This window comes from Sabulicella rubraurantiaca, from assembly GCF_017355885.1.
Taxonomy (GTDB): domain Bacteria; phylum Pseudomonadota; class Alphaproteobacteria; order Acetobacterales; family Acetobacteraceae; genus Roseococcus; species Roseococcus rubraurantiacus.
On sequence record NZ_JAFEUU010000024.1, the window covers coordinates 14,218 to 26,304 of the forward strand.

Sequence of the window (12,087 nt, forward strand, 5' to 3'; positions counted from 1 at the left end):
TCAGCGCACCTGGGCGATCAGGCCGGCGCCCTGGATGACGACGCGACGGCCCGCGTCGAGGCCGGCCGTCACCACCACCCGTGTTCCGTCGAGCGGCTGCACCCGGACCTGCCGGGGGACGAAGCGCTCGGCGCTCGCATGCTCGAAGACGACAGGCGGGCCCTCGGCGGAGCGAACCACGGCGTCGGCCGGCAGGACGATACCCTGGACGGCCCGGGCGGTGCGTAGCGTGACAAGCAAGGATGCGCCAATGGGCGCATCCGCAGGTGGATTCACGACCCGGAAGTTCACCGGCACGGCCTGTTGCCGCACGGTCAGTCCGCGACCGACGAAGGCCAGTTCGATGACCCGACCATCCGTGAGGGTGGCACTCGCGCCGGTGATCTGATCGAGCGCCGCGCGTTCGAAGGCCAACGCCTCCACCCAGAGCCGTGACGGATCGACGATGTCGAACACGGTGGCGGCGCTGTCCACGAGCTGGCCGACTGCGCCCCTCACGGTGGAGACGACCCCGGAGACCGGCGCGACGAGAGGTTCCCGGCCCGAGAGCGCCGGCTGGATGGCAGTTCGGCGCTGCCGCGCGCCGGCGAGTTCAGTCTGCGCGTCCTGGATCTCGCGCTCTGCCACGGTGCCACGGAGCGTCGTGAGGCGGCGGACGCGGGCCTCAAGGATGGTGATTTGCGCGTCGAGTTCGGCGGCATTCTGGATCAGCCCGCCCCGCTCGGCCGCGGTGTAGGTGGGCACGACATAGGCAAGGATCTGCCCGCGCTCGACCTGTTGGCCAAGCGTCGGGAAGCCACGGTCGCCCGGTTCGAGACGGCCAGTCTGGCTCGGCTGGACCCTGCCTGAGGCGTTGGGGTCGGGCACAAGGGTGCCGATCATCCGGACGGAGGCGGAGGCCTCGCCGGCCTCGGTCATCTGGGTGCGGATGGTGAGCAGCCGCTGAGAGGCCTTCGGGACGAAGATCGCGCCATCATCGAGACGGCGGGACGCCTCGGAAGGGGCGGATGTGCCGGGCGCCGTGGTGCTCGCGAGCGCTGGTGCCGAGGCGACCGCCGCGAGGAGGCTGAGCACGGCGACACGCCGGGGTACAGCCGGCTTTTGGGCCGCCGGAACTGGCCCTGGCTGGGCGGGCGCCTCTTCGACCATTGGGGGCAGCGGGCGGCGGACGGAGCCGCGACCGACCAAGACGCCAAGAAGGAGGAGCCCGGTACCGATCCCTAACTGGACCGGTAGCTCGCGGAGGAGGCCCAGGAAATCAGCCGATGGGCTGGCTGTGGCCGGTGCGGCCGGCACCTCCAGCGTCGCAGTCAGTAGGTCCATCTCGTCACCGGCGGTGACGGTGAAGACGATGTCGCGCTGGCCCGGCTGGGCCAGGAGGGCGTGGCGCGCAACAAAGAGGCCGAGCCCCTGTCGCTGCGCTGCGATCTCCTGCCCGTCGAGGGTGAGGGTCACGGCACCATCCAGCGGTGCGTTGTCGGAGAACCGGTCGAGCCAAATGGTGAGGGTGCCGTCGGGACCGAGGACGGCCACAAGTTCGAAGAGGCCGCTTTGCGCCTCGGCCCGAGGCAGCGCCGTGGCGACGGCCTGTGGCGCGTCGTGGTCGTGCCCTTCATGCGCCTGGGTGGCTGGCGTCCCGGTCAGGAAGAGCATGGCAGTGAGGCAGAAGGTGAAGATAGTGGGCAGGCGCATGGGGGAACTCCCAGATGCCCTACCTATGCACTGGGAGATGCGACAGGTCCGCTCGGCTCTGTGACAAAGTATGTCACCGAGTTCGGCTGGATCGCCTTAAAACTCCTAACGAAACATTTGCTGAGTGGGGCGCGATCCGATCCTCCTGCGCCGAAGTCAGCCCTCGCGTATCCATGTGAACATCCCGACGAACTTTCTGCCCGGTGCCAGTGGATGCTCCTGTAAGCCAGTCCTGAGCGTGAGGCGGTCCCCCTCCACCGCGAAGAACCGCACCTGCTCCGTGCCCTCCCAGGCAGGGTGCCATGCCACATCCACCGCGATTATGATCCGGTCACCCTCCACACGAAATCGCCCGGTGTAAGCCGTCATTCCGTTGAACAAGGCGGCGGCTTGAGCGTCGTCGGCTGGCGGCGAACGGCCAGAGCCAGTCATGACAAACATCGCCCGTCCCATCGGCTCGAAGACGGCGAAGCCACGGGGGTCAGGACGGATAATCACCTCCCCGGTATCCTCCATCCGGCGCTCGTTCTGAACCAAACGCCAGGCTCCCAGCAGCATCCTGTAATTTGGTGCAGCTCCGTCCATCGTCTCCATCATCGTGCTCCCGCGCGTGGCTGGGGGGGCCGGACCGGCCTTCGCCTGATCACGATAACGTAGGCCCCTCAGTGCCGCGAAAGGTTCAGTGTCAATCGGGAAGCCGCAGGTTGGGCCGCTCGGGCGGCATTAGCGGCTTCATCGCCGCCCAAGCCCAATCGGAAGCAAAAGGCTTTGCCATGACAGCCCACTGCTCGGAACCCAGTGACGTCAGGCTGTTTTAATCGGCGATGCCGCTGCAACCGGCGATGATGCCTCTGGCGCCGCGTAACCTCGTCCACGCGCCATGAAGGAGACCGCTTGGGTTCAGTCCACCGGTGCCGCTTTGGGCTCTCTTGTGGTGAACTGGCCCTCCAGTGGCACTTCGATGTCGCACCAACCCCGTCCGCTCCCAGGCGAGCGACAGGCCGCCCCCAGTTGCACGCGCACCGTGCCATCGAGAACTCGCGGCCCGAAGCCCTGCCGCGTCGGTGGGTCAGCCAGCGGACTCGTACCCGTCTCGGCCCACCGTCCACTCGCCAGCACACGGAGACACGACCGCTGGGCTCCGAGAGCGCGCCGTACTTCACCGCATTCGTCGCAAGCTCGTGCACCGCCATGGCCAGCGGCTCTGTAGCGGAGGCCGGCACGATCAGTCGCGGCCCGTCCAAAACCAATCGCTGGCCATCTCCGATGAAAGGTGCCAGTTCACCGTCCAGCGGTCGTCGGCAAGCGGGGCCTGTGCCCGTGCCAAGACCGCTATCCGCCCCTCGACCGCCTGCCGCTACGAGGTGGGAACCGGCGCCTGCGCGAGCCACAGCGCGGATTGCACCACGGCCAGGACGTTCTTGGCACGGTGCTCCACCTCACGCGCCATCAGGCGCTGGCGCTCCTCCGCCTTCTTGCGGTGAGTGCCGTGCCAAACAACACCCGCCATCCGCAACTTGCGGGTCAGCGGCTCGGGCTCGGCGGGGACTCACTTCTCGAGCCAAGGGTTCCTGCCGCTGATCGGCCGGAAGATCCGGAACTTGGAGTGTCACGCCGTGGCGTGCGTGACATCGTCCTGAGCAAGGGCGCGATGGCGCTCGACGTCTTCGAGATGCAGCAGGCTCAGCCCTGCGAAATTGCTTTCGAGCGTTTCGCTTGGCCGGGCGTTGGGGGCTTCTCTAGTGCCTACCAGAGCGAGCAGCCCGCCGACCAGAAGCGGTACCTGGCAAGTGACGTGCCAGAAGCCGCTGAAAACTGTTCAATCATTTAAATTCGTCTGACATGACGCTGACTTCCAGTTGCAAACCACGCGCAGAAGCGGCCCTGGCTCGCGCGAGCCAGGGCCGCGCTTGTTCACACCGCTTGGAGCGGCGGCTTGTGCTCAGGCAGCGACCATGCGGCGGACTGCCGCGAGGCCGAGCAGGCCGATACCCAGGAAGGCGAGGCCCGCCGGCGCCGGCACGGCCACCTGCGAGGCGCTTGCGTCACCGCTGACGCTCGCCGTGAAGTGGCAGATGGTCGAACCGCAGATATCGAGCGCCTGGGACAGCGCCGTGAAGGTGAAGCCGAGAGCAGACGGATCCTGTAGTTTGGAAGCTGGGATCTGGTCGGAGGTGAAGTTGACCGAGCCCGGCGGTTGGCTCGCGACCAGGCTGGCCTGGAAGCCGCCTTGCGGCCCAGCGACGCGCGAGCCGGCCAGGGCGATGTCGGCAAAGCTGCCCGACAGATAGTTGGTACCGGTGCCGCCTGCGCCCGAGGTGATGCTGAAGCTGCCCGAGAAGGCCTGGAAGACGTCGGTGCCGGCCACGAGGGTCGCGCTACCTGTGCTGGTCGCATTCAGGTTCAGGAAAGCCTGAAAGGGCGTCGGCGTGCTGTCCGCATAGCCCGACACCGTGATCGCCACGTCCGTCCCGGTCAGGGTCGTCGAGGTGCCGGCAATGGAGTTGGCGGTGATCGTGTTGGTCGTCGAGTTTTGCGCGAAGGTGATGATGGTGACCGGCGCCGCCTGGGCCATGGCGCCCAAGCCAACAAAAGCAGCCGTCGTGGCCAGTAGAGCTAGCTTCCTCATCTTGGTCTCCTCAGATCAGGTTTGGTTCGTGCTTCCGAACCTTGTTGGAAATGGGACAATCCTTCTTGAGGTCGCATGACGGGCCCTCGGCCCGTTGCGCTTTAGGGAAACGTTCAGATCTCCTTGCGGCGCAGGAGACCGACACCGAGCAGACCGGCGCCAAGCAGGGCCAGACCGGCCGGCGCAGAGACTGGGACCTGCGTGTCGTAGAAACTGATGTTCGACAGGCCGGGGAACTGCTGGTTGTTGGGGTTGATGGGCGTGTTGACGGTGTCCGAGCCCGAACCAGGGGAGGTGAAGAGGTTGAAGTTCGGGCCGCCCTTCACCGCCACGTACTGGATCAGGGGATCACCTGCGCCTGGCGTATAGGTGTAGGTGACGTTGCCCGTGCCGCCCGGTCCGTAGCTGAAGCTGAACTCCGAGCCATCGATGGTGGGGAAGAGGCCCTGCGTGAACGCAGTCACGTTCCCGTTATTGTCGAAATCGAACTTTGCGATGAGCGGGGTGTCGTTCAGGGTCACACCGCCATAGGTGCCTGAGGCGATGCAGTTCGGGGGCGTTCCGAACTCGCCAGCGCAGGCATTGCCCGGGATGGTCGCGATGAGCGCAGCCTGCGCGCCGGAGGTAGCGAGCATGCTCCCTGCAAGCGCCACCGTCGCCAAGAGAAGTTTCCGCATATCCCTGACCTTCTACAAAGCAATCGAGGAGGACCGTTCTCCTCTGCTCCTCAGGTGCAAGAAACATGCCTCAGAATATTTCCAGGCTTTTTCAGATGCTTGCAGGGCTGGCTCACGCGCAAGCTTTGCAAGTGTAAAAAATCCCGAACATCACTTTTCGGGAGTGTTGGCATCAGAGTGTGTTCGCTAGAAGGAGGAGGAGCTTTGGCGGCCAACTTGCCGCAAACGGCCAACACCTTTTCGGGACAGGTCCCTGAACGGGCAAAAGGAGATCCTCTCCCCGCTCAACTCGACCATCAAGGCGCTAGGTAGCGTGCCTGGATGTCAGGGCCGATCGAGCACGTCCGGTGTTCGGCTTCCAACTGAGCGGTTAGCACATCCTCTTCGGGACAGTCCGCCGCCACTGAACAGCACTACCTCTGCCAAGTCCCAGTCGCACGCGCGGCAGTTGTGAAAGCCCGGCTCTTCAGTGGCTGGCATGCAGGACACTCCGTGGCTCGCCAGATCGACCGGCATGTCGAGGGCGTAGCCACCTGCGAGGCCGATCACGCCACATGGGCCCGGTCTCGAACGCCGATGGACATGATGAGCCAAGGCTGGGCGACGAGCTTGTTCCAGGCGTGGCAGCAATGATCGACGATGTCGTCGTGGGCGGCGAAGATACGGTTGGACAGCCAGTTGTCGCGCATGAACTGCCAGACGTTCTCCATGACGTTCAGCTCGGGACATTTCGGCGGCAGCGGCAGCAGGCTGATGTTGGCCGGCACCCGGACCCGATCCGACAGATGCCAGCCCGCCTGATCGAGCAGCAGCACGGCGTGCCTGCCAGGCCCAACCATCTGGCTGATCTCGGCCAGGTGCACGCTCATGGCCGCGCTGGTGCAGAAGGGCAGCACCAGCGCTGCTCCCTTGCCCTCGCCGGGACAGACAGCGCCGAAGATGAAGGTGGATGCTGTTCTTTGGTCCCGCGGCGCGGCGGGGCGGCTGCCTCGCGGCGCCCAGCGCCGGGTGATCTTGTTCTTCTGGCCCATACGAGCCTCATCGGCGAACGAGATCTCTATGGTGCCGGGCTCAACGCCCTTCCCCCGCGCGATGACGTCCAGCGTGACGGGGAAGGACTTTGGAAAAGATCGAGGGCGCCCTCCGCCTGGGTGTGATGTCTCGGCCGCGCCGAGAGCTTGCGGTAGCCCATGGCGCGCAGTTCCCGGCTCAGCGTCTGCTTGGAGACCGAGACGCCAAACTCCTGGCGCAGCCAATGGCCAAGATCGATCAGCCGCCGCCGCACCACGCCGTGGATGGCCGGGATCGGGCCCGCCTCGACCGCCGCCGTCAGAGCCGCACGGCGGGCGTCGGTCAGCCGTGCCGGCTGGCCGGGCGCTTGCGGTCGATCAGGCCACTTGGCCCCTCGGCATTGAACCGCACCGCCCAGTCGCGGACGATCTGCAAGGTCACGCTGCCGATCCGCGCCGCCTGGCTCCGGTAGATCGCCGCCAGCGTGAGCAGCCGTCGCAACTGCGCTGGATCCTTCGCTCGCCGCGCTAAGGCGCGCAGCGTCCCCGCATCGTAGTCATGGCGAAGGGGAAGCGCCTGACCCATGGCAAAGGCTCCGTTGCTCCCCACCTTGCATCAGATCGGGGCCGCGTCGGGGATTCCCCTTCGTGATTCAGCCTCACCGGGACTTGGCATTACCTCAGGGAAACTTCCTCATTGCCTGTCTGCTCTTCACCGCCCCGGCGAAAACGCAGACGCACTGCCATGCGACGAACGGCGACACTATGTGCTGTGGTGCCGAGCGCGAGGCCGAGACGCAGGGCCCGTCAGATGCCGAGTGCCGCGCGGCACGCGGCGGCCAAGTCTTCGATCAGGACGTCGGGCTTCGGCGGCACTTGATACGTCCTGAAGACGTCGCCGCTTGCGGTACGGAGTTCGATATCTGCGCTCTCCGACAAACAAAATTCGAGCTTCGTGATAGTCTTGTAAGCGTAGCCATATCCCTTGCTCAACAGCAGATCCTGGAAGGCTTTGGATGCATCTGGTTGGCTGCCAAATCCGCCCTCTCCATACTCGAGGCGCAGACCGCGCTGACAAAGGCGCTCATTAGCCTTTTGCAGTTCCTCGCGCATGTCATGCATCAGACCACTCACAACCCACTCGCCGTTTGCCTGAAAAGCGCTGTGGAGTTCCGCATCCCGGGCAGCCTTCACATCAAGCGCCAAAAGAACTTCGTCGAAGGGATGGCTCGGCGAGAAGTCAGCGGTCATCTGCAGTTCCTTTTCTTGCGAGGTTGTGCGTCCGGGGAGCGACTCGTCCATGCCCGACGACGGCGGCGCGCCCTACCCCGACCAGCCCTCACTCATCCGGCGGCAGAAAGCCCGGCAGCCCATCCCTCACGAAATCGTGAAGCGTTGCGGCGACATCCTCGTCGCTTGGCGTGCTCGAGAAGCGGCGCACGTACTTGCCTATGTCATGCACGGCCTGGATCGAACCATCAGCCACGACAACAAAGCGAAGCGTCGCCAGATGCCGTGTGTAGAGCCCCGAAGTCTTCTGCAGATAGAAGACGGCGCTGGTTCCAATCGCGTCGTCATCGGTCCAGCGGCCCTTTTCAATCGTGAAGGCGCACCCTTTTGCGGGACCTGTGAGCAGATAGCCACCCTCCGCCAGTTCTCGCCGGAGTTCGCGCACGGAGAACGGAAGTTTCTCGAAACTAAGATCCAAGATCCAAAGGGCACTATTTTTTATACGCAGACCCAGATCTGGTCCGGATTTTTCTGCCAACCCAGTAATCCTCTTCTGGTTCCGGCCGACATCTTCTGCATCACTACGCATTTTGGCCGCCCCTCCATAGTATTCACGACTATGGAGCGGCGGAAATGTGGCGTCTATGCCTGACGGCCGCCTCCCCGCCCGCGTCTGCGCTGACGAGATTGCGCACATGACCGGGCTTTCCGTCCGCAGGGTGCAGGAGCGAGCCACTGCCGGGCAGATGCCAGGCGCGGCAAAATTGTGCGGGATCTGGACACTTGATCCCGCCAAGGTTGAAGCATGGATTGCCGCGGAGGGACGCAGGGCATGGCGGGCAAGCCTCGGAACCTCTGCCAGCGCGGTGAGGCTGGGTGGGGACGTCTCAAGGTTGCCGGCAACGAGTATCGAGGCAGCCTACGCACAACTGGTCCCGCGAAGCGGCGCTCCGGCTCAAGGCGTGGCGGCGGAAGCTGGAGCGTGAGCGTGAGGCGCGCCGCGATGTTAAGGCGCCCACGTTCCAGGACGCGGTGGTGCGCTGGGGCAAGGAAGTCCTGCCAGGCGCGGCGAAGCCCGCCGTCGGGGCCCGCTATCTGTCCAGCATCGGCCAGCTCGACCCCATGTTCGGCACGCTGCGGATGGAACAGATCAGCCCGGAGCGGGATCTGACGAGCCCTGCAACTTAGCCGCGGTCACAGATGCCTCCCCTTCGCGGCGTCAGTCTCGGCGCGCAGCTTCGTGACGATCGCATCCATGAGCATGGTCTCGCGGTCGGCCTTGGCCTGGGTCATACGGCTGTCACTGTGACCCACCGGGGGTAGACGCGGCGGCGCATATGGGCCTCGCGCTCGGCGCACTCGGCCATGTCTCCGAGGGTGGGGGCGTCGCTCATATCGTGAATCTCGCGCGGCAGTTTCGGCACGTGTGGACGTGGCCGGATGACGAAGCGGCGGCAATGCTGTCGTGCAAGCGGTGCAAACGCCCGGCGGCATACTCCCAGCGCCATGCATGCGGGTCTTCCTCCCGGTGCGCGGCGTCAATCCATGCCTCCACCCGGCGGCGCTGCACCCACCCCATCCAGCGCCAGAAGCCGCACGCGAACACGGGTCGCCATGCCCACCATTCCTCCCAGCCTTCGATTGCAGGCAGGAGGCCGTTATGCTCGAGTTTGGGGAGAGGAAGCATGTCTGTGGTCCTCTCTCGGCAGCAAGGGCGCGGAGGGCGGCGGCAAAGTTGCTGTGTCGGTTGGCGCAGACCTGCATGTAGTCGGCATCCTCGCGCTGGAAGCCCCCTCATGCATTACTTTTCGGATTCCTGGCTCTGCCTGGCCATGCTGTCGTGCCACTTCGCCGCCACCTCGATTCCCTCCCGCCGCGCCTCGGCCATCAGCGCGGCAACGTGCGCCACGGCGGCTTCGCAGGTCAGCACGGCGCAGACTTTATTTTCGAGGGCAACACCTGGCGTGCGGGCGACTGCGAAGTGCGCTCCATCACTACCTCATCCGGCTACTCCGCGCTCGCGCGCCGCGGCAGCGCGGCCGGCACCACCAAGTAGCCCCGCTTGCTCGACCGGCATGTGCTGCGCCTGCCGCCCGCCGGCGCTTCCGCCGTCCACGAGGCGCACCAGCCGCTCCTGCTCCGCCGCGAGGTCCTGCGCCATGTGCTGCGGGACCGGGGCCGCGAGGCCTGCCGGCGCTTCCTGGGATGGCGCGAGAACGGGCTCAAGGTCAGCCACGACATCTACCTCAAGTCCTTCGCGCTGGATGAGGACCTACCGGGGCGTCGTGGCGCTGGCCGCGGAATGGACGGAACTGCAGCGCGCTCTCCAGCTTTCGAAGGTGCCGCACTACGCGACGCTCGCCCACGCCTCGCGCCGCATCCTTGCGGACGCCGCGGCAGGGGGGCCTTCCGCCACGCTCAGTTCGTGGTGGTCCGGCCCGCTCACGGGCGCGGCCTGATCGACGCAGCCCCCGTCGCGGCAGTGGATGCGACCGGGCTCGAGGCGCGTCACGTCAGCGCTTATTTCGGCTTGCGGCGCGGGGGAGAGGGTCACCGCCGGCGCGCTGGGCCAAAACTGACTGTCGTCATCCACGCTCACTCGCACCTCATCATAGGCGCGGTGCCGGGGGTCGGCCCGAGCCAGGACTCGCCCGATTTCATGCCGGCCCTGCGGCAGGCCGCAGGCTTGGTCCGGATCGACACCGCTCTGGGCGATGCGGGCTATGACGCCGAGCACAACCACCGCCTCTGCCGCGAGGATCTCGGCGCGCGGCAAACGGTCATTCGCCTCAACCGCCGCAACACCGGCCGCCGATGGCCGAAAACGCCCTACCGCCGCGCTGGAGTGCACCCCATCAAACCGGACACTCGGCTTGGGTGGCTGACTGGTGGGTGATGAACTCACGGGGCGAACGCATCTGCAAGCCGCTGTGAGGGTGGATGGAGTTGTAGTCGGTGAACCAAGCCGGCAAGTGCCCGAGGACGGTGAGCGCATCGGGGCATGGGTTCACCCGAACGTAGTCACGCTTCAGCGTCTTCACGAAGGCCTCGCAAACGCCGTTGCTCTCCGGGCTGCGGACCGGCGTGAAACACGCCACCAGACCGAGAGCCGTGGCGAAATCGATGGTCTCGCCCGCGGTGTAGGGCGAGCCATTGTCCGCCAACCACTGCACAGGCTGCGGGGCACGGATGGCCTCAAACCGCCGCTCGACGCAGTCCAGCATCATGTCGCGGACCATCTCGCCCGAAATGCCGGTGCCGGCCGTGGCGACCCAGGAAATGATCTCGCGGTCATGAGTGTCGATGGCAAAAGCGACGCGAACCACCTCGCCGTTCGAGCACGAGATCTCCAGGCCATCGGAAGCCCAGCGCTGATTGGACGCCGGAGCGACCACCGTGCCTTCGTGGGCGCGGCCGATGCGGCGTGCCGTGCAGGGCTGCAGGGTGAGGCCCGCCCGGCGCATGAGGCGCAAGACGCGCTTTCGGTTCACCGGCGGCTCGCCCGAGCTGCGCCGGGCGCGGTTTAGCAGGGCCGTGAGGCGCCGGTATCCGTAGGTCGGACGAACGTCCGTGATGGCGCGGATGGCCGTGAGGAGATCGTCGTCGCCCTCGCGGCGATAGGGCCCGCGGCGCCGGCGCTCGGGATGCCGGAGTTGGCCCACGAGGTTCGAGCGTGCGACGCCCAGCGTCTGAGCCACGGCTTTCACCGGGAACCGCCCGGTCCCGGCGACGGCAAGCGCAAGGCGTGTTTTTTTAGGCGAGCTTGCTCGAGGGCCTCGCGCAGGATCTCGGCCTCCATGGTCTTGCGGCCGAGCAGGCGCTCCAGCTCGCGGACCTTGGCCTCCAGCTCACGGACGCGGCTGGCGGCCACCACCTCCTCGTCCGCCCGGACCGCCTCAAGACCTCCTTCGGCCATGCGTCGCCTCCACCCGAACAAGAGGCTGGGGGAGACACCATGCAGCCGGGCGACGGCCGAGACCGTCATGCCAGGCCGGGTGGTCTCCTCCACCAGCCGGACCTTCTCCTCGGCACTGTAGCGCCGACGGCGCTCGCGGCCGGTGATGATTTCAACGCGTCCGATGGGCTTCGACATAGGCGTGTGCCTAGGCGTGCGCCTAGGTCCTCCGGGCTACGCCGGGTGTCCGGTCGAAACGGGGGCCGCTCCACCCGCCATCGCTTCCCAAGAGCGACTTACAATCAGCGATGGCACGCAGAAAGCGGCTTCAGCCAGCACAAACGCCGCCTCGGATCAGCGCTCACCGCCCGCGGTGACCACGCACAGGCCCGAGAACTCGTCCTGCGCGTCCTCACACACAACCTCATACTCCTCGCCGAGGCCGCTTAGATTTCAACAGAGCAAAGCGGGCTCTAAGTTCTCCCCCAACAGAAGCGCAGGGCCGTTTCGACACGCCACGTTCGGCTGCTTCATGCCTCTTCAGGCAGCATCCTTTTGCGCGGCTGACGCAAGCTTGGCGAGAGCAGGGCTGACCTTCCTTCGGGCGCCCTGCGCGTCTTGCTGAAACTCCGGCCACTCCACCTGGAATGACAGCAGGAAGCTGAGTGCGGGCCACTCCCCCTCCAGCTTCTCAATCGCCTGCCAGGGCGACCAGTCGGCGGACCAGAACCTATACCGGATCAGTGCTTGGCCTGGGGGCCACGCTTTCTTTTCTTCCTTGGCAAGCGGCACCTCCTCGACGCGGCGCAGCGTCCAGGTGGTGCACCAATGGGAAAACATCCACTCGATGGCCTTGGGATGGTCGGGACCGAGCTGCAACACCGGCCAAGGCACCGGCACAAGGCTGTGCAGGTCGAACGACACAGCGCTCACACCAGCATACACGTTCGTCCT

14 protein-coding genes and 1 pseudogene are annotated in these 12,087 nt (G+C 65.9%); 4 read left to right on the top strand and 11 right to left on the bottom strand.

All coding sequences use genetic code 11. The annotated features are described in order from the left end of the window. From JTJ31_RS22585 to JTJ31_RS22595, 3 genes are all read right to left on the bottom strand, one after another. Complete coding sequence (locus tag JTJ31_RS22585) at positions 1 to 1,692, bottom strand: efflux RND transporter periplasmic adaptor subunit (protein ID WP_207541006.1); 1,692 nt, start codon at positions 1,690 to 1,692, stop codon at positions 1 to 3. A gap of 156 nt (positions 1,693 to 1,848) precedes the next feature. Beyond that, positions 1,849 to 2,286: a lipocalin-like domain-containing protein gene (locus JTJ31_RS22590; protein WP_207541007.1), complete on the bottom strand. Its 438-nt coding sequence runs from the start codon at positions 2,284 to 2,286 to the stop codon at positions 1,849 to 1,851. Between the two features lie 763 nt (positions 2,287 to 3,049). Next, positions 3,050 to 3,202: a hypothetical protein gene (locus JTJ31_RS22595; RefSeq protein ID WP_207541008.1), complete on the bottom strand. Its 153-nt coding sequence runs from the start codon at positions 3,200 to 3,202 to the stop codon at positions 3,050 to 3,052. 111 nt (positions 3,203 to 3,313) lie between these two features. On the opposite strand from JTJ31_RS22595, the gene JTJ31_RS22600 reads away from it, so the two are divergent. Next, a complete protein-coding gene (locus tag JTJ31_RS22600) occupies positions 3,314 to 3,523 on the top strand; it encodes a hypothetical protein (protein WP_207541009.1) in 210 nt (69 codons plus the stop codon). A 111-nt stretch (positions 3,524 to 3,634) separates the two neighbouring features. On the opposite strand, the gene JTJ31_RS22605 is transcribed toward JTJ31_RS22600, so the two are convergent. From JTJ31_RS22605 to JTJ31_RS22625, 5 genes and pseudogenes are all read right to left on the bottom strand, one after another. After that, positions 3,635 to 4,321 (bottom strand): PEP-CTERM sorting domain-containing protein, encoded by a 687-nt coding sequence (locus JTJ31_RS22605; RefSeq protein ID WP_207541010.1) that lies wholly within the window; start codon positions 4,319 to 4,321, stop codon positions 3,635 to 3,637. A gap of 113 nt (positions 4,322 to 4,434) precedes the next feature. After that, positions 4,435 to 4,998: a hypothetical protein gene (locus tag JTJ31_RS22610; protein ID WP_207541011.1), complete on the bottom strand. Its 564-nt coding sequence runs from the start codon at positions 4,996 to 4,998 to the stop codon at positions 4,435 to 4,437. A 545-nt stretch (positions 4,999 to 5,543) separates the two neighbouring features. Beyond that, positions 5,544 to 6,594 (bottom strand): annotated as a pseudogene (locus JTJ31_RS22615) (IS630 family transposase). Between the two features lie 221 nt (positions 6,595 to 6,815). Continuing rightward, a complete protein-coding gene (locus JTJ31_RS22620; protein ID WP_207541012.1) occupies positions 6,816 to 7,259 on the bottom strand; it encodes a hypothetical protein in 444 nt (147 codons plus the stop codon). An 88-nt stretch (positions 7,260 to 7,347) separates the two neighbouring features. After that, positions 7,348 to 7,827, bottom strand: a complete 480-nt coding sequence (locus tag JTJ31_RS22625; RefSeq protein ID WP_207541013.1) for a hypothetical protein — start codon at positions 7,825 to 7,827, stop codon at positions 7,348 to 7,350. Positions 7,828 to 8,273: 446 nt separating this feature from the next. Here JTJ31_RS22625 and JTJ31_RS22630 point away from each other — a divergent pair, with 446 nt between their 5' ends. Further along, positions 8,274 to 8,426, top strand: a complete 153-nt coding sequence (locus JTJ31_RS22630; RefSeq protein ID WP_207541014.1) for a hypothetical protein — start codon at positions 8,274 to 8,276, stop codon at positions 8,424 to 8,426. Between the two features lie 613 nt (positions 8,427 to 9,039). Here JTJ31_RS22630 and JTJ31_RS25110 read toward each other — a convergent pair. Continuing rightward, complete coding sequence (locus JTJ31_RS25110; RefSeq protein WP_268957127.1) at positions 9,040 to 9,168, bottom strand: hypothetical protein; 129 nt, start codon at positions 9,166 to 9,168, stop codon at positions 9,040 to 9,042. A gap of 132 nt (positions 9,169 to 9,300) precedes the next feature. Between JTJ31_RS25110 and JTJ31_RS24870 the strand changes: the two genes are divergently transcribed. After that, positions 9,301 to 10,134 (top strand): transposase, encoded by an 834-nt coding sequence (locus JTJ31_RS24870; RefSeq protein WP_236020560.1) that lies wholly within the window; start codon positions 9,301 to 9,303, stop codon positions 10,132 to 10,134. Here JTJ31_RS24870 and JTJ31_RS22640 read toward each other — a convergent pair. Beyond that, a protein-coding gene (locus JTJ31_RS22640; RefSeq protein ID WP_236020561.1) for an IS3 family transposase occupies positions 10,094 to 11,331 on the bottom strand; the annotation gives its coding sequence in 2 pieces (ribosomal slippage) (positions 10,094 to 10,995 and positions 10,995 to 11,331; 1,239 coding nt in all). The genes JTJ31_RS24870 and JTJ31_RS22640 overlap by 41 nt on opposite strands. Positions 11,332 to 11,337: 6 nt before the next feature. On the opposite strand from JTJ31_RS22640, the gene JTJ31_RS25460 reads away from it, so the two are divergent. After that, entirely contained in the window at positions 11,338 to 11,583 is a 246-nt protein-coding gene (locus JTJ31_RS25460; protein ID WP_408015437.1) for a transposase, read from the top strand. 90 nt (positions 11,584 to 11,673) lie between these two features. On the opposite strand, the gene JTJ31_RS22645 is transcribed toward JTJ31_RS25460, so the two are convergent. After that, entirely contained in the window at positions 11,674 to 12,057 is a 384-nt protein-coding gene (locus JTJ31_RS22645; protein WP_207541015.1) for a hypothetical protein, read from the bottom strand. Positions 12,058 to 12,087 lie beyond the last annotated feature (30 nt).